Raw genomic sequence first — 20,400 nt, 5'->3', positions numbered from 1 at the left:
TATGGAACACATTACGATCTCTTTGCCTGCCAGCCGCACTGTAAGCGGCAAAGCACTGGCAGGCGTTGTGGGCTCCGGGGATATGGAGGTGTTATTCACCGCCGACCAGGAGAAAACCCTGACGATTGATATCACCACCTCGGTGGACAACAGCCGCGCCCGCTGGGAAGCGCTGTTTAACCGCCTGAGCCTTGTGAGCGAACTGCCTTCCGGCAAGCTGGTGATCCACGATTTTGGTGCAACCCCGGGCGTGGCTCGCATTCGTATCGAACAGGTCTTTGAGGAGGTGAGCTATGCGTGATGACCGCAGTTTTATCGAATTAAAAGCACGTCAGCGTGCGCACGCGCTGCTGGATGACGGCAGCTATCGCGAACTGCTGGACCCGTTTGAAGGCATTGTTTCACCGTGGCTTGGGCCGCAGGGCATCGTGCCGCAGGCCGATGACGGCATGGTTGTCGCCAAAGGCACCATCAACGGTCAACCTGCCGTAGTGGTGGCGATTGAGGGCGCGTTCCAGGGTGGCAGCATGGGCGAAGTTTCCGGCGCGAAAATGGCGGCGGCGCTTGAACTGGCGGCGGAAGATAACCGTAACGGTATCCCGACACAGGCTGTACTTTGCCTCGAAACCGGCGGTGTGCGCTTACAGGAAGCCAACCTCGGCCTGGCGGCGATTGCCGATATCCATGCCGCGATTGTTGATCTGCGCCGTTATACCCCGGTGGTCGGGATTGTCGCCGGTACCGTTGGTTGCTTCGGCGGGATGTCTATCGCGGCCGCGCTGTGCAGCTATCTGATTGTCACCCGCGAAGCGCGTCTCGGCCTGAACGGCCCGCAGGTTATCGAACAGGAAGCCGGGATTGCCGAATATGACTCCCGCGACCGTCCGTTTATCTGGAGCATGACCGGTGGCGAAGTGCGTTATCAAAGCGGTCTGGTCGATGCGCTGGTGGGTGACGGCGTTAACGCGGTGAAAGCGGCGATGAACGACGCGATTGCCAAAGGCGTACCGGCGAAACATCGCACCGATAACTACGACTGGTATCTGGATCGCCTGACGAATTTCGATACCCGCAAACAGGCTGATTCTGAACAGATTAAAGCGCTTTTTGCCCGGGAGGTGAAATGATGAGTAACTCAGTAAGCCGTGGGGCATTGTGGCTGGAAAAACTGGCCCCGAACGCACAACGCGTACAAGGTCTTTGCCCGTCAGTCCAGGCGGCTGATGGCGAAATTAACGGGGAAGCGGTGCGTTTTGTGGCTGTTGTTCCCGATGCCAATAACCATTTCCCGCGCGCGGCGAAAGGCGAAGTGGGCCTGCTCGAAGGCTGGACGCTGGCGAAAGTGGTGAGCGAAACCGTCGCTGCCGATGCCGATAAAGCGGTTAAACGCCCGATCATCGCAGTGATTGATGTACCGAGCCAGGCCTATGGCCGTCGTGAAGAAGCGTTCGGTATTCACCAGGCGCTGGCCGGTGCTGCCGGGGCGTATGCCAATGCGCGTCTGGCTGGTCACCCGGTGATTGGTTTGATTGTCGGTAAAGCGATGTCCGGCGCGTTTCTGGCGCACGGTTATCAGGCCAACCAACTGATTGCCTTCAACGATTCCGGCGTGTTGATCCACGCGATGGGCAAAGAGTCTGCCGCGCGTATCACCCTGCGTACCGTTGAAGCACTGGAAAAACTGGCGGCGACCATTCCGCCGATGGCGTATGACATCAGCAACTACGCCACGCTTGGCCTGCTGGCGAAACTGCTGGATATCAGCAACCCGGATGCCCCAACCGATAACGATCTGACGCAGGTGAATAGCACACTGCAACAGGCCATCAAAGACGCTCGTCAGGATACCTCGCTGAAAAATCGCCTGGGTTCTGACAACCGCCGCAGTTCGGCGCTCGTACGCGAACGTATGCGCGCCAGCTGGTAAGTAAAAAGAGACCTGCCAGAGTCAACCCGGTGGGCACAGCTGCTGCGCCCACCGGGAGTCTGCACTCTGAAAATAATAACCATCGCGTCAGTGACTTTTCTTTTTAACTACAGGTGATTTATGACTTACGTAATTATTCATGCCCTGGCACCGATTTTCGTGATCATGCTACTGGGATTCTGGGCAGGTAAGGCCAAAATGGTCGATAACAAGAATGTTTCCCTGCTTAATATTTTTGTCATGGATTTCGCACTGCCTGCCGCGCTGTTCAGCGCAACCGTACAAACTCCATGGGCCGGGATTGTCGCTCAGTCGCCGCTGATTGTGGTACTGACGCTGGCGATGTGGATTATCTATGCGGCTATCTACTTCCTGGCCGTAAAAGTCTTCAATAAATCGCCGCAGGATGCCGCCGTGCTGACGCTGACCGTCGCACTGCCGAACTATGCCGCGCTTGGCCTGCCGATTCTGGGCAGCGTGCTGGGTGAAACCCCAGCGACCTCGCTTTCTGTTGCGGTCTCTATTGCCTGTGGTTCTGTACTGATGACGCCGTTCTGCCTGCTGATTCTGGAACGTGAAAAAGCGCGTGCCGAAGGCGGCAACAGCGGCAGCTCGCTCTCAATGCTGCCGGTGCTTATGTGGCGTTCACTGAAAAAACCGATCGTCATGGGCCCGCTGCTGGGGGTGATCCTCTCGGCGATTGGCATCAAAATGCCGGAAATGCTGCTGGCGTCGATTAAACCGCTGGGCCTGTCGGCAACCGCTGCGGCACTGTTCCTGACCGGGGTGATCCTCTCTGCGCGTAAACTGCAAATCAACACCATGGTTATCAGCGCGACTATCGCCAAACTGCTGATTCAGCCGTTTATCGCATGGGGTATCGTACTGGCGTTTGGCCTGCATGGTTCTGTCGCCATCACCGCTATTCTGATGATTGCGCTCTCTGCCGGTTTCTTCGGCGTGGTATTCGGTAACCGTTTCGGCGTGCAATCGCCAGATGCGGAAGCGGTGCTGCTGCTGAGCTCGGTTCTGTGTATCCTGTCGCTGCCGCTGTTTATCTCGCTGACTTCAGGAATCTAAGTTATGACCACGACATTACGCCCACATGACCTTATCTGGCTCAATTCCCGCGATGCGCTGGAATCGGTAACAGAAGATTGGGTAGACGGTATCTGGCATACCGGTCTGCCGGTGGTGGTGCGGCGTGATGTCGATGCGCAGGGGCGCATCCCGGTTGGGGTGCGCGGAATGAAGCGCGACCAGCGTGCGGCTGGCTGGGCGAACCCGGATGCTGTGGTTCGCGTGTGCTCGCCTGAATCGCTGGTCAATCCCCTCGAATTACTCCGTTCTCCGTTTGTCTCACAGCCTCCCGTTCAACTGGCGTTAATGCTGGCCCAGCAACGCTGGCCGTGGACGTGGGGCGTCACCGGCAGCACCGGTTATGCGCTGGCAACGGGGATCCCGGTGATCCACGCTGAAAGCGATCTGGATTTGTTGATCCGCGCGCCTGAACCGTTAACGCGCGAGGCACTGCAACGCTGGCAGCAGCAACTGACGGGCGCGCTGTGTCGCGCTGATACCCAGGTGGAAACGCCGGAAGGCGCGTTTGCGCTGGCGGAGTGGCTGCGCGATGGCAAAGCGTTGCTAAAAACCAGCCAGGGGCCGCGACTGGTTCGCTCCCCCTGGAGCAGGGAGGAATAATGAAAATTCTGTTTACCTTTCCCGGTCAGGGCACGCAACACCCCGACATGCTGCAAAACCTGCCCGGTGATGAACTGACGCAGGCCCGCGAGGTGCTGGGCGACGAGGCACTGACGCTGGATACGCCAGAAGCGCTGAAACACACGCGCGCGGTGCAGTTGTCGCTGCTGATTGCGGGGGTTGCCTGGGCGCGGGAACTGGAGCGGCGAGGTGTGCCGCCGGATATCGTCAGCGGTTTGTCGATTGGCGCGTATCCTGCCGCCGTGGTGGCAGGGGCGCTCGATTTCCGCGATGCGCTGAAGCTGGTGGCGCTGCGTGGCGATCTGATGGAGCAGGCGTATCCGCACGGTTACGGGTTAACGGCGATTATGGGGCTCACCCTGAACCAGGTTGAGCCGCTGCTGGAAGGTACGGGAACGTACATCGCCAATCTGAATGCGGAAACCCAGACGGTGATTGCCGGGCCGGACGACGGCATGGCCATCGTGGCAAAACGCGCGATGGAGAAAGGCGCGACGAAAGCGCCGAGACTGGCGGTGAGTGTACCGTCGCACTGTGAACTGCTGGCGCAACCGGCGCAGAAGCTGGTGCAGGCATTTAACGGCGTGACGCTGACGCGTCCGCGTTATGCGTATCTGAGCGGCAGTACCGGGCGCGTGTTGTGGCAACCGGAACGCATCGCCGATGATTTAGCGATGAATATGGCGCGCACTGTGCGCTGGCAGGAGGCGGTGATTTCCGCCAACGAACGCGAAGCGCGGCTGGCGATTGAGATGCCGCCGGGCGGCATTTTGACCTGTTTAACGCGTCAGGCGGCGTGGGAAGGCGAGTCGATTTCGCTGGAGCGTAGCGGCGTGGATGTTGCGGTGCATCTGGCGCAGCGGCTGCGGTGAGTTGCCCGGTGGCGCTGCGCTTACCGGGCCTACGAGGTTATGGGGAGAGAGCCTATGGTTGAAGGGATTGGTAGGCCGGATAAGGCGTAGCCGCCATCCGGCGACGGCTCAGGCGTTCTCTTCCAGGCTCCGCGCGTACATACGTCCTTCGGCGGCGAGCGCGCGGAGGTTCGGGTCCTGCTCGCGGTTGCGGCTGAACACAATCGCGATGAGCTGCTGCATCTGGTACGGCTGCGACAGCTTCAGCAACTGCACCGAACTTTCATACACCTTCTTCATCCGCCCTGGCATCAGGGTAAAACCCACGCCTGCCTGCACTAAGCTCAGCATCGAGAAAATATCATTCACCCTTGTCACGATCTCTGGTTCAAACCCGGCGATGTGAAACGCTTCCTGAAACCCCGCGTAGGTGGCAAACCCTTCCGCCAGCGAGACAAATTTCTGGTCACGATAATCGCGCAGGTCGGCAAGGGAGTCGGTATTCAGCGCGGCTGACGCAGGCGCGGCGAGGAAGATGTCGTCGTGGAACAGTGGCAGCACTTCCATGTTGTTGCGGTCGATGTCGCTCTCAGAAATAGAGATGATGATCGCGTCCAGCGTGCCGTCTTCCAGCATATGCAGCAGGGTATCGTTGGAGCCCATGGTGAGGTCAAGCTCCAGATCCGGACGCCGCAGCTTCATACCCATAATCAGACGCGGTACGGTTTCCAGCGTCAATGAATAGAGCGTGCCGACGCGCAGACGCCCCTGACCGACACCCGCCGTTTTACGCGCTTCTTCCAGACCGCGCGCCATCAGTTGAGTGACTTCCTGACAATACTCCAGCAGCGTCCAGGCCGCCGGAAGTGCCACCAGGTTGCGGCCTTTATGGATGAACAGCGGACAACGGACATTCTCTTCCAGCGTGTGCAGCGCGCGATGCACGCTCACGCCGCTGAGTTCCAGCGCCTCGGCGGTACGGGCGATGTTGCCCTTCTCCATAAAGGTCATGAAGATTGCCAGCTTACGGAACGTGATGTCGTTAGTCGTTACCGGGTTCATGGTGTATCGCCTTTATTCGCTTTGCAGCATGGCTTCCAGTTGTTCCTGCGCATCCAGCCAGGCCATCTCTGCGTCTTCCAGCCCCGCTTTTGCCTGCGCCTGCTGTTGCAGGCATTCGGTCAATTCCGCTTTGCGGCTCTGATCGTAAAGTTCGCTGTCGCCCAGTTTTTCTTCCGCGCTGGCGAGCTTCGCATTGAGCTTCTCCATCTCTTTTTCCAGACGGGCAATCTCTTTGCGCAGCGGCTGCGTGAGCGTGCGTAATTCTGCTTCACGACGCTTCTGATCTTTACGCGCCTGAGCGCTGTTGACGTTATCTCTCGGGGCGTCGTCCGCCTGCGCTTCCTGTTTCTGCGAATCGCTCAGCCACTTTTGATAATCCTCCAGATCGCCATCGAACGGTTCAACTTTGCCATCGTGAACCAGATAGAGGTCATCGGTGGTGGAGCGCAGCAGATGACGGTCGTGCGAGACGACAACCAGCGCGCCTTCAAACTCAATGAGCGCTTCGGTCAGCGCCTGACGCATGTCGAGGTCAAGGTGGTTGGTCGGTTCATCGAGCAGCAGCAGGTTCGGGCGCTGCCAGACGATTAACGCCAGCACCAGACGCGCTTTTTCACCGCCGGAGAAACGCCCGGTTGGCTCGCTGACTTTATCGCCCTGGAAACCGAAACCGCCGAGGTAGTCACGCAGCTTCTGTTCTAATTCCTGCGGCGCTAAGCGCGCGAGATGCTGAATGGGTGACTCATCGGCACGCAGGAACTCCAGCTGATGCTGAGCGAAGTAGCCGAGCTTGATGCCTTTGGCCAGGCCAATCTCGCCGCTTATCGGGTTGAGTTCCCCGGCCAGCATTTTAATCAGCGTCGATTTACCTGCGCCGTTGCGCCCCAGCAGGCCGATGCGCGAGCCGGGTACCAGATTCAGTTTAATCGAGTCGAGAATAATGCGCTCACCGTAGCCTGCGCTGACTTTCTCCATTTTGAGGAGCGGGCTTGGCAGGCTTTCCGGCGCGCGGAAGCTGAAGTGGAACGGGTTATCGACGTGCGCCGGGGCGATAAGCTCCATACGTTCCAGCATCTTCACGCGGCTCTGCGCCTGTTTGGCTTTGCTGGCTTTGGCTTTAAAGCGGTCGATAAAGCTTTGCAGGTGCGCCACGCGCTGCTGCTGGCTTTCGTAGGTCGCCTGCTGCTGGGCCAGACGCGTCGCGCGCTGACGTTCGAAAGAGCTGTAGTTGCCGGTGTACTCGAACATCGCCTGCTGTTCGATATGAATAATTTTATCAACGATCGGATCGAGGAAGTCGCGGTCGTGCGAAATCAGGATCAGCGTGCCCTGATAGCTCTTCAGCCATTTTTCCAGCCAGATAACCGCGTCGAGATCGAGGTGGTTGGTCGGTTCATCAAGCAGCAGTAAATCGGAGCGGCAAATCAGCGCCTGCGCCAGGTTTAAACGCATCCGCCAGCCACCGGAGAAATCGCTCACCGAACGTTCAAGCTGCTCGTTACTGAAGCCCAAACCGTGCAGCAGGCTGGAGGCACGCGAGCGGATAGTCCACGCGTCGATGGCGTCCAGTTTGCCATGAACGGTGGCGATGGCGTGGCCGTCATTGCGTTCGTTGGCTGCGTTCAGTTGCGCTTCAAGCTGGCGATATTCGCGATCGCCGTCGATAACATACTCCAGCGCAGGCTCCGCCAGGGCTGGCGTTTCCTGATTCACCCAGGCCAGTTGCCAGTTGCCGGGGAAGGTAAAGCTACCGCCATCGGCGCTTAACTCGTTCTTCAATAACGCCAGCAGCGTGGATTTGCCGCAGCCGTTTTTCCCCACCAGGCCGACTTTCTGCCCTGGGTTAATGGTGGCTGTTGCGTTGTCCAGCAGGACGCGCACGCCGCGTCGAATTTGTAACGAGGAGAAAACAATCATAAGGCGCCGTATGTTCTGGGTATGTTAAATTGTCATTGTGATAATGTAATGTGGTGAGCGAATCGCCACACCGGGCCGCAATGGTAGCCCAAAATGATGACGATACACAAAATCATTCCTGCTGCGCGTGCGCCCGGAAATGATAAACGGAGGGGAATGATGTCGCAGACGCCGAAAGTATTGCTGCTGTATGCCCATCCGGAATCACAGGACTCGGTGGCGAACCGGGTTTTGCTCAAGCCTGCCACGCAGCTGAGCAACGTGACCGTGCATGACTTGTACGCAAACTATCCTGATTTTTTTATTGATATCCCGCGTGAACAGGCGCTGCTGCGCGAGCACGAGGTGATTGTGTTTCAACATCCGCTTTATACCTACAGTTGCCCGGCATTGCTGAAAGAGTGGCTGGATCGCGTGTTAAGCCGTGGTTTTGCCAGCGGGGTGGGGGGCAACCAACTGGCGGGAAAGTACTGGCGTAGCGTCATTACCACTGGCGAGCCAGAAAGTGCTTACCGTTATGACGCGCTGAACCGCTATCCCATGAGCGATATTTTACGTCCCTTTGAGCTGACGGCGGCGATGTGCCGCATGCACTGGATGAACCCGATGATTATCTACTGGGCGCGCCGTCAATCGCCGGAAGAGCTGGCGAGCCACGCGAAAGCGTACGGTGAGTGGCTGGCCTCGCCGATTGCGCCGGGAGGCCGCTGATGGAAGGTTCCGATTTGTTACTGGCCGGCGTGCTGTTTCTGTTTGCCGCCGTAGTGGCGGTGCCGCTTGCCGCTCGTTTAGGCATTGGCGCGGTGCTGGGTTACCTGCTGGCGGGGATTGCTATCGGCCCGTGGGGGCTGGGATTTATCAGCGACGTTGATGAGATACTTCATTTTTCTGAGCTGGGCGTCGTCTTTCTGATGTTCATCATTGGGCTTGAACTGAATCCGGCCAAACTCTGGCAACTGCGGCGACCTATTTTCGGTATCGGCGCGGCACAGGTTATTTTCAGCGCGCTTATTCTCGGCGGCCTGCTGATGCTGACCGATTTTTCCTGGCAGACGGCGGTAATTGGCGGGATTGGCCTGGCGATGTCATCGACGGCGATGGCGCTGCAATTAATGCGCGAGAAGGGCATGAACCGCAGCGAATCGGGGCAGCTTGGCTTTTCGGTACTACTGTTTCAGGATTTAGCTGTCATCCCCGCGTTAGCGCTGGTGCCGCTGCTGGCGGGGTCTGGCGACGATCACGTTGACTGGATGGCTGTCGGCATGAAGGTGCTGGTATTTGGTGGCGTGTTGATTGGCGGGCGCTACCTGCTGCGTCCGGTGTTCCGTTTTATCGCTGCCTCCGGCGTGCGCGAGGTGTTTACGGCGGCGACGCTGCTGCTGGTGTTGGGTTCCGCGCTGTTTATGGATGCGCTGGGGCTTTCAATGGCGCTCGGGACATTTATCGCCGGGGTGCTGCTGGCGGAAAGTGAATACCGTCACGAACTGGAAACGGCTATCGAGCCCTTTAAGGGGCTGTTGCTGGGGCTGTTCTTTATTTCCGTCGGCATGGCGCTGAATCTTGGCGTGCTCTACACCCATATTCTGTGGGTGGTGGGCAGCGTGGTGGTGCTGGTGGCGGTGAAAACGCTGGTGCTGTACGTGCTGGCGCGGATGCATGGCCTGCGTAGTTCCGAGCGGATGCAGTTCGCTGGCGTGCTCAGCCAGGGCGGTGAGTTTGCGTTTGTACTCTTTTCCGCCGCATCGAGCGTGAAGCTCTTTAAAGGCGACCAGATGGCGCTGCTGCTGGTGACCGTAACCCTGTCGATGATGACCACGCCGCTGCTGATGAAAGCAATCGACCGCGTGCTGTCGCGCCGCTTTAACGGCCCGGAAGAGGAAGAGGAAGCACCGTGGGTGGAAGACGATAAGCCGCAGGTGATTGTGGTTGGTTTTGGCCGTTTTGGTCAGGTGATTGGCCGCTTGCTGATGGCGAACAAGCTGCGTATTACCGTGCTGGAGCGGGATATCAGCGCGGTAAACCTGATGCGTAAATATGGTTATAAGGTTTACTACGGCGATGCGACGCAGGTTGAGTTGCTGCGTTCCGCCGGGGCGGAGCAGGCGCAGTCGATTGTCATCACCTGTAACGATCCGGAAGACACCATGAAGCTGGTGGAAATCTGCCAACAGCACTTTCCGCACCTCAATATTATGGCGCGTGCCCGGGGACGTGTGGAAGCGCACGAACTGCTGCAGGCAGGCGTGTTACAGTTTTCCCGTGAGACCTTTTCCAGCGCGCTGGAACTGGGGCGTAAGGCGCTTATTTCTACGGGAATGCATCCTCATCAGGCACAGCGGGCGCAACTGCACTTCCGTCGTCTCGATATGCGGATGCTGCGCGAGCTGATGCCTGTGCACAGTGATACCCAACAGATTTCGCGCGTGCGGGAAGCGCGGCGCGAGCTGGAAGAGATCTTCCAGCGCGAGATGCAACAGGAGCGACGTCAGCTGGATGGCTGGGATGAATTTGAATAAAAGGTGAAGTATGGCGGTACGTAAACGGTTTATCGCGGGCGCGAAATGCCCGGCGTGTCAGGCGCAGGATTCCATGGCCATGTGGCGCGAAAATAATGTTGATATTGTTGAATGCGTTAAGTGTGGTCATCAGATGCGGGAAGCGGATAAAGAAGCCCGCGATCACGTTCGCAAAGATGAGCAAGTGATTGGCATTTTTCATCCCGACTAGCGTTATCGCTCGCCTTTTTTTAAGCTAAGGGGTACACGAGTGCAGAATTCCGCTACAATCTGCGCCACTATTCTTCCCTTGCTCAGGAGATATCATGAAAGTAGCAAAAGACCTGGTGGTCAGCCTGGCCTATCAGGTACGTACAGAAGACGGTGTGTTGGTTGATGAGTCTCCGGTAAGTGCGCCGCTGGACTACCTGCATGGTCACGGTTCCCTGATCTCTGGCCTGGAAACAGCGCTGGATGGTCACGAAGTTGGCGATAAATTCGATGTGGCTGTGGGCGCGAACGACGCTTACGGTCAGTATGACGAAAACCTGGTGCAGCGCGTTCCTAAAGACGTGTTCATGGGCGTTGACGAACTGCAGGTTGGCATGCGCTTCCTGGCAGAAACTGACCAGGGCCCGGTTCCGGTTGAAATCACCGAAGTCGAAGACGATCACGTTGTGGTTGATGGTAACCACATGCTGGCGGGTCAGAATCTGAAATTTAACGTGGAAGTTGTGGCTATCCGTGAAGCAACCGAAGAAGAACTGGCTCATGGCCACGTTCACGGTGCGAACGGTCACGACCACGATCACGATCATGACCACGATGGTTGCTGCGGCGGCCACGGTCACGACCATGGTCACGAACACGGTAAAGGCGGTTGTGGTAACGGCGGTTGCGGTTGCCATTAATTTAGCCTTCGCCGGACAAGGGGCTTGCGCCGCTATCCGGCAACAAAAAAGCGGGAATAATCCCGCTTTTTTTACGTCTCAATAATGAGGCGGTGGCGTCTCTTCTGACTGGGACGCGACATTAGACGGTTGACTGGCTTTCAGTTTTTCCGTCAGCAGACGGAGATGATCACGCAGTTTGGCCATTTCTAACTCATGTGCGGTGACCGTTTGGTTAAGATCTTCAATGGTGATCTCCTGAAACGCCAGGCGGCTTTCAAGTTCTTCCATCCGCGCTTCAATACTCATTTCTTGCATCATTAACCTCTTAGCTGTGAGTTCCGGCGTGCTTCCCGGTGCCGCGGATTCTACTTAACTTTCGGCCCCCACGCAGCATTCCTTCGTCAATGGGGAAACTAATTTAAACAAAAATAGTCTGAAAAGTGTCGAGAATCAGGAGCGTTCGTATGTAGATTTGTTCTGCAAGGCTATATAGTACGCTTCTCACTTAGTAAATCTTGGGGCGAGAGGCCCCGGCCCTGGAGAGATGGATGAAATCACTGTTTAAAGTAACGCTTCTGGCAACCACGATGGCCGTTGCACTGAATGCGCCGCTGGCGTTTGCCGCTGACTCTGCGAAAACCGCAGCAGCCGCAGAAAGCAAATCCGCTTTCAAAAACGACGACCAGAAATCCGCCTATGCACTGGGTGCATCGCTGGGTCGTTACATGGAAAACTCCCTGAAAGAACAGGAAAAACTGGGCATCAAACTGGATAAAGATCAGCTGATCGCCGGTGTTCAGGACGCGTTTGCTGATAAGAGCAAACTGTCCGATCAGGAAATCGAGCAAACCCTGCAGGCTTTCGAAGCGCGCGTGAAGTCTTCCGCTCAGGCGAAGATGGAGAAAGACGCCGCGGATAACGAAGCGAAAGGTAAAGAGTACCGCGCGAAATTCGCCAAAGAGAAAGATGTGAAAACCTCTTCAACTGGCCTGCTGTACAAAGTAGAGAAAGCGGGTACCGGTAGCGCGCCGACCGATAGCGACACTGTGGTAGTAAACTACAAAGGTACGCTGATCGACGGTAAAGAGTTCGATAACTCTTACACTCGTGGCGAGCCGCTCTCCTTCCGTCTTGATGGCGTGATCCCAGGCTGGACTGAAGGCCTGAAAAACATCAAAAAAGGCGGCAAAATCAAGCTGGTTATCCCACCGGATCTGGCTTACGGTAAAACCGGCGTTCCGGGTATCCCGGCTAACTCCACCCTGGTCTTCGACGTTGAACTGTTAGACGTTAAGCCAGCACCAAAAGCGGACGCGAAAGCTGACGCTGCGCCAGCTGAGAAAGCTGCAACCGTAGACAAAAAATAAGAGTCTGATAGCCGCCGCCCATTGGGCGGCGGCTTTTTATTACCTGCCTGATATAATTAATGCTGGAAAGCGCCAGGTGCGCGTATTACTTTAGATCCCCCTATTAGTGATGAGCCTGCCCTGACAACATAACGACAGGCTCCTGAAAAGGAGTGCTTTTTTACATGTCCAGGTCGCTTTTAACCAACGAAACCAGTGAACTTGATTTACTGGATCAACGTCCTTTCGATAAAACCGATTTCGAGATCCTGAAGTCCTACGAAGCGGTCGTGGACGGGTTAGCGATGCTCATTGGTTCCCATTGTGAAATTGTGCTGCATTCTTTGCAGGACCTGAAGTGCTCGGCTATTCGAATCGCTAACGGTGAACATACCGGACGGAAAATCGGCTCGCCGATTACCGACCTGGCCCTGCGCATGCTGCACGATATGACCGGCGCAGATAGCAGTGTTTCCAAATGCTATTTTACTCGTGCCAAAAGTGGCGTGCTGATGAAGTCCGTGACCATCGCGATCCGCAATCGCGAACAACGCGTCATTGGGCTGCTGTGCATCAACATGAACCTTGATGTGCCTTTCTCACAAATCATGAACACCTTTATTCCGCCGGAAACGCCGGAAGTGAACTCGCAGGTTAACTTTGCCTCTTCGGTTGAAGACCTGGTGACCCAGACGCTGGAGTTCACGATCGAAGAGGTGAATGCCGATCGCAACGTTTCCAATAACGCTAAAAACCGCCAGATCGTGCTTAATCTTTACGAGAAAGGAATCTTCGATATCAAGGATGCGATTAATCAGGTGGCCGACCGCCTGAACATCTCCAAACACACGGTGTATCTCTACATTCGCCAGTTCAAAAGCGGCGACTTTGTGGGGCAAGATAAGTAATGCGTTTTGCCATCATGGTGACCGGCCCGGCCTACGGGACGCAACACGCCAGCAGCGCGCTGCAGTTTGCGCAGACGGTGCTGAGTGAAGGTCACGAGCTTGCCTGCGTGTTCTTTTATCGCGAGGGCGTCTATAACGCCAATCAGCTTACTGCGCCTGCCAGCGATGAGTTCGACGTGGTGCGTGGCTGGCAGCGGCTGCATGATGAACAGGGCGTCGAGCTGCATATTTGCGTGGCGGCGGCGCTACGTCGTGGTGTGACGGACGAGACTGAAGCGAAAAATCTGTCACTGCCAGCTTTTAATCTTCAGCCGGGGTTTTCCCTGAGCGGGTTGGGTGCGCTGGCGCAAGCCGCGTTGACCTGCGATCGCATGGTGCAGTTCTGATGAAACGTGTCGCTTTTGTTTTTTCGACGGCGCCGCACGGGAGCGCCTCCGGGCGTGAAGGGCTCGATGCCCTGCTGGCCGCATCCGCATTAAGCGAAGAGCTCGGCGTATTTTTCATCGGCGACGGGGTGTTTCAGCTGTTGAGCGATCAAAAGCCGTCAGCGGTGCTGGCGCGCGACTACATCGCTACCTTTAAGCTGATGTCGCTCTACGATATTGAGAACGTCTGGCTGTGCGCGGCGTCGCTGCGTGAGCGCGGCTTAAGTGCGGCCGCGGCCTTTGTCACAGACGTTGAGTTGCTGGAGCCCGATGCGCTTCGTCAGCAGCTTGATGGCTATGATGTGATTCTCCGCTTCTGAGGCCTCTATGCTGCATACCCTAAGTACTTCTCCCTGGCATACGGACATCACCGCGCTGCTGCGCATGGTGAAAGAGGGGGATGACCTGCTGCTTCGCTCTGATGGCGTTGTGGCCGCAATTGAAGGCAGCCGCTTTCTTGATATTCTCCGTTCCGCCCCCATATCCCTGTTCGTGCTGAATGAAGATGTTGAAGCGCGTGGGCTATGCGGTCAAATTTCGAACAGTGTCGTCAGGGTTGGCTATACTGACTTCGTCAGGCTGGCGGTAAAACATGCGTCTCAGATGGCCTGGTAGATGCCAGGTTGTTGTATATTTCTTGACACCTTTTCGACACCGCCCTAAAATTCTGCGTCCTCATATTATATGAGGCGATTTATTACGTGTTTACGAAGCAAAAGCTAAAACCAGGAGCTATTTAATGGCAACAGTTAACCAGCTGGTTCGCAAACCACGTGCTCGCAAAGTTGCAAAAAGCAACGTGCCTGCACTGGAAGCCTGCCCGCAGAAACGTGGCGTATGTACTCGTGTATATACTACCACTCCTAAAAAACCGAACTCCGCACTGCGTAAAGTTTGCCGTGTTCGTCTGACTAACGGTTTTGAAGTGACCTCCTACATTGGTGGTGAAGGTCATAACCTGCAGGAGCACTCCGTGATCCTGATCCGTGGCGGTCGTGTAAAAGACCTTCCGGGTGTTCGTTACCACACCGTTCGTGGTGCGCTTGACTGCTCCGGCGTTAAAGACCGTAAGCAAGCTCGCTCCAAGTATGGCGTGAAGCGTCCTAAGGCTTAATGGTTCTCCGTTAAGTAAGGCCAAACGTTTTAAATTAATGTCAAACTAAACTCTTTGAGTTTTGGACAATCCTGAATTAACAACGGAGTATTTCCATGCCACGTCGTCGCGTCATTGGTCAGCGTAAAATCCTGCCGGATCCTAAGTTCGGATCAGAACTGCTGGCTAAATTTGTCAACATCCTGATGGTAGATGGTAAAAAATCTACTGCAGAAACTATCGTATACAGCGCGCTGGAGACCCTGGCTCAGCGCTCTGGTAAAAATGAACTGGAAGCTTTCGAAGTAGCTCTCGAAAACGTGCGCCCGACTGTCGAAGTTAAGTCTCGCCGCGTTGGTGGTTCTACTTATCAGGTACCAGTTGAAGTCCGTCCGGTCCGTCGTAATGCTCTGGCAATGCGTTGGATCGTTGAAGCTGCTCGTAAACGCGGTGATAAATCCATGGCTCTGCGCCTGGCGAACGAACTTTCTGATGCTGCAGAAAACAAAGGTACTGCAGTTAAGAAACGTGAAGACGTTCACCGTATGGCAGAAGCCAACAAGGCGTTCGCACACTACCGTTGGTAATCCCTTCGGAGTATTAGTCACCAGGCGGGCGCTTCAGCGAAGCAGCCCGCTTTGGGTTACTTAACTGAACGCCTAAAAAGATAAACGAGGAATCAAATGGCTCGTACAACACCCATCGCACGCTACCGTAACATCGGTATCAGTGCGCACATCGACGCCGGTAAAACCACTACTACCGAACGTATTCTGTTCTACACCGGTGTAAACCACAAAATCGGTGAAGTTCACGACGGCGCGGCTACCATGGACTGGATGGAGCAGGAGCAGGAACGTGGTATTACCATCACTTCCGCAGCGACTACTGCATTCTGGTCTGGTATGGCTAAGCAGTATGAACCGCACCGCGTAAACATCATCGACACCCCGGGGCACGTTGACTTCACAATCGAAGTAGAACGTTCCATGCGTGTTCTCGATGGTGCGGTAATGGTTTACTGCGCAGTTGGTGGTGTTCAGCCACAGTCTGAAACCGTATGGCGTCAGGCTAACAAATATAAAGTTCCACGCATTGCGTTCGTTAACAAAATGGACCGCATGGGTGCAAACTTCCTGAAAGTTGTTGGTCAGATCAAAACCCGTCTGGGCGCGAACCCGGTTCCGCTGCAGCTGGCAATTGGTGCTGAAGAACATTTCACCGGTGTTGTTGACCTGGTGAAAATGAAAGCCATCAACTGGAACGAAGAAGACGCAGGTGTAACCTTCACCTACGAAGATATCCCGGCAGATATGCAGGAACTGGCTGACGAATGGCACCAGAACCTGCTGGAATCCGCTGCGGAAGCTTCTGAAGAGCTGATGGAGAAATACCTGGGTGGTGAAGAACTGACTGAAGCAGAAATCAAAGGTGCTCTGCGTCAGCGCGTTCTGAACAACGAAATCATCCTGGTAACCTGTGGTTCTGCGTTCAAGAACAAAGGTGTTCAGGCGATGCTGGATGCGGTAATTGATTACCTGCCATCCCCAGTAGACGTTCCGGCGATCAACGGTATCCTGGACGACGGTAAAGACACGCCGGCTGAGCGTCACGCAAGTGATGACGAGCCGTTCGCTGCTCTGGCGTTCAAAATCGCTACCGACCCGTTCGTAGGTAACCTGACCTTCTTCCGCGTGTACTCCGGTGTGGTTAACTCTGGTGATACCGTACTGAACTCCGTGAAAGCTGCACGTGAGCGTTTCGGTCGTATCGTTCAGATGCACGCTAACAAACGTGAAGAGATCAAAGAAGTTCGCGCGGGCGATATCGCTGCTGCAATCGGTCTGAAAGACGTAACCACTGGTGACACTCTGTGTGATCAAGATGCGCCGATCATTCTGGAACGTATGGAATTCCCTGAGCCGGTAATCTCCATCGCAGTAGAACCGAAAACCAAAGCTGACCAGGAAAAAATGGGTCTGGCTCTGGGCCGTCTGGCTAAAGAAGACCCGTCATTCCGCGTATGGACTGACGAAGAATCTAACCAGACCATCATCGCTGGTATGGGTGAGCTGCACCTCGACATCATCGTTGACCGTATGAAACGTGAATTCAACGTTGAAGCGAACGTCGGTAAACCGCAGGTTGCTTACCGCGAAGCGATTCGTCAGAAAGTTACCGATGTTGAAGGTAAACACGCTAAACAGTCTGGTGGTCGCGGTCAGTATGGTCACGTCGTTATCGACATGTACCCGCTGGAGCCGGGCTCTAACCCGAAAGGTTACGAGTTCATCAACGACATTAAAGGTGGTGTAATTCCTGGCGAATACATCCCGGCCGTTGATAAAGGCATCCAGGAACAGCTGAAATCTGGTCCGCTGGCTGGTTACCCGGTTGTAGACATGGGTGTTCGTCTGCACTTCGGTTCTTACCACGACGTTGACTCCTCTGAACTGGCGTTTAAACTGGCTGCTTCTATCGCCTTTAAAGAAGGCTTTAAGAAAGCAAAACCTGTTCTGCTTGAGCCGATCATGAAGGTTGAAGTAGAAACTCCGGAAGAGAACACTGGTGATGTTATCGGTGACTTGAGCCGTCGTCGCGGTATGCTGCGCGGTCAGGAATCTGAAGTAACTGGCGTTAAGATCCACGCTGAAGTTCCGCTGTCTGAAATGTTCGGATATGCAACTCAGCTGCGTTCTCTGACCAAAGGTCGTGCATCATACACTATGGAATTCCTGAAGTATGATGATGCGCCGAACAACGTTGCTCAGGCCGTAATCGAAGCCCGTGGTAAATAATCCCCGGGGTTAAAACCTAAGTCCCGTGCTCTCTCCTGAAGGGGAGAGCACTATAGTAAGGAATATAGCCGTGTCTAAAGAAAAATTTGAACGTACAAAACCGCACGTCAACGTTGGTACTATCGGCCACGTCGACCACGGTAAAACTACTCTGACCGCTGCAATCACCACCGTACTGGCTAAAACCTACGGCGGTGCTGCTCGTGCTTTCGACCAGATCGATAACGCACCGGAAGAAAAAGCTCGTGGTATCACCATCAACACTTCCCACGTTGAATATGACACCCCGACTCGCCACTACGCGCACGTAGACTGCCCAGGCCACGCCGACTATGTTAAAAACATGATCACCGGTGCTGCGCAGATGGACGGCGCGATCCTGGTTGTTGCTGCGACTGACGGCCCGATGCCGCAGACTCGTGAGCACATCCTGCTGGGTCGTCAGGTAGGCGTTCCGTACATCATCGTGTTCCTGAACAAATGCGACATGGTTGATGACGAAGAGCTGCTGGAACTGGTAGAAATGGAAGTTCGTGAACTTCTGTCTCAGTACGACTTCCCGGGCGACGACACTCCGATCGTTCGTGGTTCTGCTCTGAAAGCGCTGGAAGGCGAAGCAGAGTGGGAAGCGAAAATCATCGAACTGGCTGGCTTCCTGGATTCTTACATCCCGGAACCAGAACGTGCTATCGACAAGCCGTTCCTGCTGCCGATCGAAGACGTATTCTCCATCTCCGGTCGTGGTACCGTTGTTACCGGTCGTGTAGAACGCGGTATCATCAAAGTTGGTGAAGAAGTTGAAATCGTTGGTATCAAAGAGACTGCTAAGTCTACCTGTACTGGCGTTGAAATGTTCCGCAAACTGCTGGACGAAGGCCGTGCTGGTGAGAACGTTGGTGTTCTGCTGCGTGGTATCAAACGTGAAGAAATCGAACGTGGTCAGGTACTGGCTAAGCCGGGTTCTATCAAGCCGCACACCAAATTCGAATCTGAAGTTTATATCCTGTCCAAAGATGAAGGCGGCCGTCATACTCCGTTCTTCAAAGGCTACCGTCCGCAGTTCTACTTCCGTACTACTGACGTGACTGGTACCATCGAACTGCCGGAAGGCGTAGAGATGGTAATGCCGGGCGACAACATCAAAATGGTTGTTACCCTGATCCACCCGATCGCGATGGACGACGGTCTGCGTTTCGCAATCCGTGAAGGCGGCCGTACCGTTGGCGCGGGCGTTGTTGCTAAAGTAATGAGCTAATTATTAATTAATTAGTTTTGAGCTTAAAAAGGGCGCTTCGGCGCCCTTTTTGCTGTCTATTATTCCAGCATTCATTTTTTATTTAAAAATGCGCACCCGCTGCGTCATTTGTCATCTACTATTGTAATCATAACTATTCTCATTTACACTCTGTTCATAAATTAAGCGGGAGTCATTATGTACGTTTGTTTGTGTAACGGTGTAAGCGATAAAAAAATTCGCCAGGTAGTTCGCCAGTTTCATCCTCAATCTTTCCAGCAATTACGCAAATTTATACCCGTGGGAAATCAATGCGGTAAGTGCGTACGTGCGGCCCGCGAAGTGATGGAAGACGAATTAACGCAGATGCCGGAATATCAGGAAATCGCCTGAGCCTGATTCTTTTTTTGACATCCCTGTAGCCCGATCTACGCTTCAATAAGTGGAAGCGGAGGGACTACATAATGAAAGGTGATGTTAAGGTTATAAATTATCTCAATAAATTATTGGGAAATGAGCTTGTCGCAATCAACCAATACTTTCTCCATGCGAGAATGTTCAAAAACTGGGGCCTGATGCGCCTCAACGATATCGAGTATCACGAATCAATTGATGAGATGAAGCACGCAGATAAATATATCGAGCGTATTTTATTTCTCGAAGGGATACCGAATCTCCAGGATCTGGGCAAACTGCAAATTGGCGAAGATGTGGAAGAGATGCTGCAATCGGATCTTCGTCTTGAGCTGGAAGGCGCGAAAGACCTTCGTGAAGCCATTGCCTACGCCGACAGCGTTCATGACTATGTGAGCCGCGATATGCTTATCAACATCCTCAGTGAAGAAGAGCATCATATCGACTGGCTGGAAACCGAACTTGACCTGATCGGCAAGATTGGCCTGCAAAATTATCTACAGTCGCAAATCAAAGTCGAAGACTAAAACACCCTAAGCCCGAATAGGATGAAACCCGCTGTGGCCAGAAATGGGCCAAATGGCAGCGGGTTTTTTATTGCCTGCCACTTGCACTGGTAGAACGCTGACAGGCTGATAAAGAGCAGGGCCAACAACGCGGCAGAGAGTATCAGCTCAGGAAGCACCTGCCAGCCATGCCATGCACCCAGCGCGGCAAGTAATTTCACATCGCCATAGCCTAACCCTTCCCGATGGCGAACGCCCCGATATCCCCAGTAAATCAGCGCAAAGGCGACGTATCCTCCGATGGCTCCCCACAGCGATAAAGATAACTGCGCAGGGTAAAGGCACAGGTGATACAGCACGCCGCCCCACAAGAGCGGACAGGTCAGTCTGTCCGGCAGCAGACCGGTACGCCAGTCATGCCAGCTAAGCGCCAGTGTTAATAGCGTGTAGAAAATGAAGAAGGGCAGGGGAGCATAAGCCATACTCGCCTCCGGTAAGTTGTCCAGGCCACGAGTGTGGCGAAGGCTCGCTCTGGGCGCAAAAGGCAAAACACAGTGCTACGAGTCGCTTTCCGGTATTTCTCACGTGATGACATCTTTTACAGTGCGGGATGCGGGCAGCAACGCAAATCGTCATGACTAATTTCTAAACACCCCTTGCTTCACGCTGGTATTTGCGTATAATGCGCGGGCTTGTCTAATATTGACAGCGGTTCGATATGAACCCGATGGCGCTCTTTGGTCATCAACAATGTTCCCAATCGGGGAACTACGTAAGAACGGTTACACTCTCCCATCAATCGTAATGGG

25 protein-coding genes are annotated in these 20,400 nt (G+C 54.7%); 21 read left to right on the top strand and 4 right to left on the bottom strand.

Annotated elements, in window-relative coordinates:
- Position 1: 1 nt before the first annotated feature.
- From mdcC to mdcH, 6 genes are all read left to right on the top strand, one after another.
- Positions 2 to 301, top strand: a complete 300-nt coding sequence (mdcC, locus tag AC1MKH_RS22495; protein ID WP_276218665.1) for a malonate decarboxylase acyl carrier protein — start codon at positions 2 to 4, stop codon at positions 299 to 301.
- Positions 294 to 1,127 carry a biotin-independent malonate decarboxylase subunit beta gene (locus AC1MKH_RS22490; RefSeq protein WP_276218663.1) on the top strand — a complete coding sequence of 278 codons (834 nt, stop codon included), beginning with the start codon at positions 294 to 296 and terminating at the stop codon, positions 1,125 to 1,127. Before mdcC ends, AC1MKH_RS22490 begins: the two co-directional genes overlap by 8 nt.
- Positions 1,127 to 1,927 carry a biotin-independent malonate decarboxylase subunit gamma gene (gene mdcE / locus AC1MKH_RS22485; RefSeq protein WP_041686160.1) on the top strand — a complete coding sequence of 267 codons (801 nt, stop codon included), beginning with the start codon at positions 1,127 to 1,129 and terminating at the stop codon, positions 1,925 to 1,927. Before AC1MKH_RS22490 ends, mdcE begins: the two co-directional genes overlap by 1 nt.
- A 120-nt stretch (positions 1,928 to 2,047) precedes the next feature.
- Positions 2,048 to 3,007, top strand: coding sequence for an AEC family transporter (locus tag AC1MKH_RS22480; protein WP_276218661.1), 960 nt, complete (start codon positions 2,048 to 2,050; stop codon positions 3,005 to 3,007).
- A 3-nt stretch (positions 3,008 to 3,010) separates the two neighbouring features.
- Complete coding sequence (locus AC1MKH_RS22475; protein WP_276218659.1) at positions 3,011 to 3,628, top strand: malonate decarboxylase holo-ACP synthase; 618 nt, start codon at positions 3,011 to 3,013, stop codon at positions 3,626 to 3,628.
- A complete protein-coding gene (gene mdcH, locus AC1MKH_RS22470) occupies positions 3,628 to 4,521 on the top strand; it encodes a malonate decarboxylase subunit epsilon (RefSeq protein WP_276218657.1) in 894 nt (297 codons plus the stop codon). The genes AC1MKH_RS22475 and mdcH overlap by 1 nt, the downstream gene beginning before the upstream one ends.
- A 108-nt stretch (positions 4,522 to 4,629) precedes the next feature.
- Here the strand turns inward: mdcH and AC1MKH_RS22465 are convergent, their stop codons facing one another.
- Together AC1MKH_RS22465 and AC1MKH_RS22460 are read right to left on the bottom strand one after the other, a co-directional pair.
- Positions 4,630 to 5,562 carry a LysR family transcriptional regulator gene (locus AC1MKH_RS22465; RefSeq protein WP_276218655.1) on the bottom strand — a complete coding sequence of 311 codons (933 nt, stop codon included), beginning with the start codon at positions 5,560 to 5,562 and terminating at the stop codon, positions 4,630 to 4,632.
- Positions 5,563 to 5,574: 12 nt separating this feature from the next.
- A complete protein-coding gene (locus AC1MKH_RS22460; RefSeq protein ID WP_276218653.1) occupies positions 5,575 to 7,479 on the bottom strand; it encodes an ABC transporter ATP-binding protein in 1,905 nt (634 codons plus the stop codon).
- A 159-nt stretch (positions 7,480 to 7,638) separates the two neighbouring features.
- Here AC1MKH_RS22460 and kefG point away from each other — a divergent pair, with 159 nt between their 5' ends.
- The 4 genes from kefG to slyD all read left to right on the top strand — a co-directional run bounded on the left by kefG (position 7,639) and on the right by slyD (position 10,885).
- On the top strand, positions 7,639 to 8,190 hold the full coding sequence (gene kefG / locus AC1MKH_RS22455) for a glutathione-regulated potassium-efflux system ancillary protein KefG (RefSeq protein WP_015962724.1): 552 nt from the start codon (positions 7,639 to 7,641) through the stop codon (positions 8,188 to 8,190).
- Positions 8,190 to 9,995 carry a glutathione-regulated potassium-efflux system protein KefB gene (kefB, locus tag AC1MKH_RS22450; protein ID WP_276218651.1) on the top strand — a complete coding sequence of 602 codons (1,806 nt, stop codon included), beginning with the start codon at positions 8,190 to 8,192 and terminating at the stop codon, positions 9,993 to 9,995. The genes kefG and kefB overlap by 1 nt, the downstream gene beginning before the upstream one ends.
- Before the next feature lie 10 nt (positions 9,996 to 10,005).
- Entirely contained in the window at positions 10,006 to 10,206 is a 201-nt protein-coding gene (locus AC1MKH_RS22445) for a YheV family putative zinc ribbon protein (RefSeq protein ID WP_015962726.1), read from the top strand.
- 94 nt (positions 10,207 to 10,300) lie between these two features.
- Complete coding sequence (gene slyD, locus AC1MKH_RS22440) at positions 10,301 to 10,885, top strand: peptidylprolyl isomerase (protein ID WP_015962727.1); 585 nt, start codon at positions 10,301 to 10,303, stop codon at positions 10,883 to 10,885.
- A 78-nt stretch (positions 10,886 to 10,963) separates the two neighbouring features.
- Here the strand turns inward: slyD and AC1MKH_RS22435 are convergent, their stop codons facing one another.
- Positions 10,964 to 11,182 carry a protein SlyX gene (locus AC1MKH_RS22435; protein WP_276219314.1) on the bottom strand — a complete coding sequence of 73 codons (219 nt, stop codon included), beginning with the start codon at positions 11,180 to 11,182 and terminating at the stop codon, positions 10,964 to 10,966.
- Positions 11,183 to 11,415: 233 nt separating this feature from the next.
- Here AC1MKH_RS22435 and fkpA point away from each other — a divergent pair, with 233 nt between their 5' ends.
- The 11 genes from fkpA (at position 11,416) to bfr (ending at position 19,612) form a co-directional block, all read left to right on the top strand.
- A complete protein-coding gene (gene fkpA, locus AC1MKH_RS22430; protein ID WP_276218647.1) occupies positions 11,416 to 12,234 on the top strand; it encodes an FKBP-type peptidyl-prolyl cis-trans isomerase in 819 nt (272 codons plus the stop codon).
- Between the two features lie 164 nt (positions 12,235 to 12,398).
- Positions 12,399 to 13,121 (top strand): helix-turn-helix transcriptional regulator, encoded by a 723-nt coding sequence (locus tag AC1MKH_RS22425; protein WP_015962730.1) that lies wholly within the window; start codon positions 12,399 to 12,401, stop codon positions 13,119 to 13,121.
- A complete protein-coding gene (gene tusD, locus AC1MKH_RS22420; protein WP_276218643.1) occupies positions 13,121 to 13,507 on the top strand; it encodes a sulfurtransferase complex subunit TusD in 387 nt (128 codons plus the stop codon). The genes AC1MKH_RS22425 and tusD overlap by 1 nt, the downstream gene beginning before the upstream one ends.
- Complete coding sequence (gene tusC / locus AC1MKH_RS22415) at positions 13,507 to 13,866, top strand: sulfurtransferase complex subunit TusC (RefSeq protein WP_276218641.1); 360 nt, start codon at positions 13,507 to 13,509, stop codon at positions 13,864 to 13,866. Before tusD ends, tusC begins: the two co-directional genes overlap by 1 nt.
- Before the next feature lie 7 nt (positions 13,867 to 13,873).
- Complete coding sequence (gene tusB / locus AC1MKH_RS22410; protein WP_276218639.1) at positions 13,874 to 14,161, top strand: sulfurtransferase complex subunit TusB; 288 nt, start codon at positions 13,874 to 13,876, stop codon at positions 14,159 to 14,161.
- A 124-nt stretch (positions 14,162 to 14,285) separates the two neighbouring features.
- On the top strand, positions 14,286 to 14,660 hold the full coding sequence (gene rpsL, locus AC1MKH_RS22405; RefSeq protein WP_000246815.1) for a 30S ribosomal protein S12: 375 nt from the start codon (positions 14,286 to 14,288) through the stop codon (positions 14,658 to 14,660).
- A gap of 95 nt (positions 14,661 to 14,755) precedes the next feature.
- On the top strand, positions 14,756 to 15,226 hold the full coding sequence (gene rpsG, locus AC1MKH_RS22400) for a 30S ribosomal protein S7 (RefSeq protein WP_003023657.1): 471 nt from the start codon (positions 14,756 to 14,758) through the stop codon (positions 15,224 to 15,226).
- 96 nt (positions 15,227 to 15,322) lie between these two features.
- The gene (gene fusA, locus AC1MKH_RS22395; protein WP_276218628.1) at positions 15,323 to 17,437 is read left to right on the top strand and encodes an elongation factor G; all 2,115 of its coding nucleotides are present in this window, start codon (positions 15,323 to 15,325) and stop codon (positions 17,435 to 17,437) included.
- Positions 17,438 to 17,507: 70 nt separating this feature from the next.
- Positions 17,508 to 18,692, top strand: a complete 1,185-nt coding sequence (gene tuf / locus AC1MKH_RS22390; RefSeq protein ID WP_003031109.1) for an elongation factor Tu — start codon at positions 17,508 to 17,510, stop codon at positions 18,690 to 18,692.
- Between the two features lie 177 nt (positions 18,693 to 18,869).
- Positions 18,870 to 19,064, top strand: coding sequence for a bacterioferritin-associated ferredoxin (bfd, locus tag AC1MKH_RS22385; protein WP_015962735.1), 195 nt, complete (start codon positions 18,870 to 18,872; stop codon positions 19,062 to 19,064).
- Positions 19,065 to 19,135: 71 nt separating this feature from the next.
- Entirely contained in the window at positions 19,136 to 19,612 is a 477-nt protein-coding gene (gene bfr / locus AC1MKH_RS22380) for a bacterioferritin (protein ID WP_015962736.1), read from the top strand.
- Here bfr and AC1MKH_RS22375 read toward each other — a convergent pair.
- A complete protein-coding gene (locus AC1MKH_RS22375; protein ID WP_276224736.1) occupies positions 19,609 to 20,073 on the bottom strand; it encodes a prepilin peptidase in 465 nt (154 codons plus the stop codon). The genes bfr and AC1MKH_RS22375 overlap by 4 nt on opposite strands.
- Between the last annotated feature and the right edge of the window lie 327 nt (positions 20,074 to 20,400).

It is taken from the genome of Pseudocitrobacter sp. CD920760 (assembly GCF_057782505.1).
Note: the sequence above shows the minus strand (reverse complement) of the source record. Positions and strands in the feature narration are given on the sequence as shown.

Bases quoted from the DNA above. Each gene is read 5' to 3' on its own strand.
- mdcC (WP_276218665.1), top strand. From the start codon at position 2: ATGGAACACATTACGATCTCTTTGCCTGCCAGCCGCACTGTAAGCGGC.
- AC1MKH_RS22490 (WP_276218663.1), top strand. From the start codon at position 294: ATGCGTGATGACCGCAGTTTTATCGAATTAAAAGCACGTCAGCGTGCG.
- mdcE (WP_041686160.1), top strand. From the start codon at position 1,127: ATGAGTAACTCAGTAAGCCGTGGGGCATTGTGGCTGGAAAAACTGGCC.
- AC1MKH_RS22480 (WP_276218661.1), top strand. From the start codon at position 2,048: ATGACTTACGTAATTATTCATGCCCTGGCACCGATTTTCGTGATCATG.
- AC1MKH_RS22475 (WP_276218659.1), top strand. From the start codon at position 3,011: ATGACCACGACATTACGCCCACATGACCTTATCTGGCTCAATTCCCGC.
- mdcH (WP_276218657.1), top strand. From the start codon at position 3,628: ATGAAAATTCTGTTTACCTTTCCCGGTCAGGGCACGCAACACCCCGAC.
- AC1MKH_RS22465 (WP_276218655.1), bottom strand. From the start codon at position 5,562: ATGAACCCGGTAACGACTAACGACATCACGTTCCGTAAGCTGGCAATC.
- AC1MKH_RS22460 (WP_276218653.1), bottom strand. From the start codon at position 7,479: ATGATTGTTTTCTCCTCGTTACAAATTCGACGCGGCGTGCGCGTCCTG.
- kefG (WP_015962724.1), top strand. From the start codon at position 7,639: ATGTCGCAGACGCCGAAAGTATTGCTGCTGTATGCCCATCCGGAATCA.
- kefB (WP_276218651.1), top strand. From the start codon at position 8,190: ATGGAAGGTTCCGATTTGTTACTGGCCGGCGTGCTGTTTCTGTTTGCC.
- AC1MKH_RS22445 (WP_015962726.1), top strand. From the start codon at position 10,006: ATGGCGGTACGTAAACGGTTTATCGCGGGCGCGAAATGCCCGGCGTGT.
- slyD (WP_015962727.1), top strand. From the start codon at position 10,301: ATGAAAGTAGCAAAAGACCTGGTGGTCAGCCTGGCCTATCAGGTACGT.
- AC1MKH_RS22435 (WP_276219314.1), bottom strand. From the start codon at position 11,182: ATGCAAGAAATGAGTATTGAAGCGCGGATGGAAGAACTTGAAAGCCGC.
- fkpA (WP_276218647.1), top strand. From the start codon at position 11,416: ATGAAATCACTGTTTAAAGTAACGCTTCTGGCAACCACGATGGCCGTT.
- AC1MKH_RS22425 (WP_015962730.1), top strand. From the start codon at position 12,399: ATGTCCAGGTCGCTTTTAACCAACGAAACCAGTGAACTTGATTTACTG.
- tusD (WP_276218643.1), top strand. From the start codon at position 13,121: ATGCGTTTTGCCATCATGGTGACCGGCCCGGCCTACGGGACGCAACAC.
- tusC (WP_276218641.1), top strand. From the start codon at position 13,507: ATGAAACGTGTCGCTTTTGTTTTTTCGACGGCGCCGCACGGGAGCGCC.
- tusB (WP_276218639.1), top strand. From the start codon at position 13,874: ATGCTGCATACCCTAAGTACTTCTCCCTGGCATACGGACATCACCGCG.
- rpsL (WP_000246815.1), top strand. From the start codon at position 14,286: ATGGCAACAGTTAACCAGCTGGTTCGCAAACCACGTGCTCGCAAAGTT.
- rpsG (WP_003023657.1), top strand. From the start codon at position 14,756: ATGCCACGTCGTCGCGTCATTGGTCAGCGTAAAATCCTGCCGGATCCT.
- fusA (WP_276218628.1), top strand. From the start codon at position 15,323: ATGGCTCGTACAACACCCATCGCACGCTACCGTAACATCGGTATCAGT.
- bfd (WP_015962735.1), top strand. From the start codon at position 18,870: ATGTACGTTTGTTTGTGTAACGGTGTAAGCGATAAAAAAATTCGCCAG.
- bfr (WP_015962736.1), top strand. From the start codon at position 19,136: ATGAAAGGTGATGTTAAGGTTATAAATTATCTCAATAAATTATTGGGA.
- AC1MKH_RS22375 (WP_276224736.1), bottom strand. From the start codon at position 20,073: ATGGCTTATGCTCCCCTGCCCTTCTTCATTTTCTACACGCTATTAACA.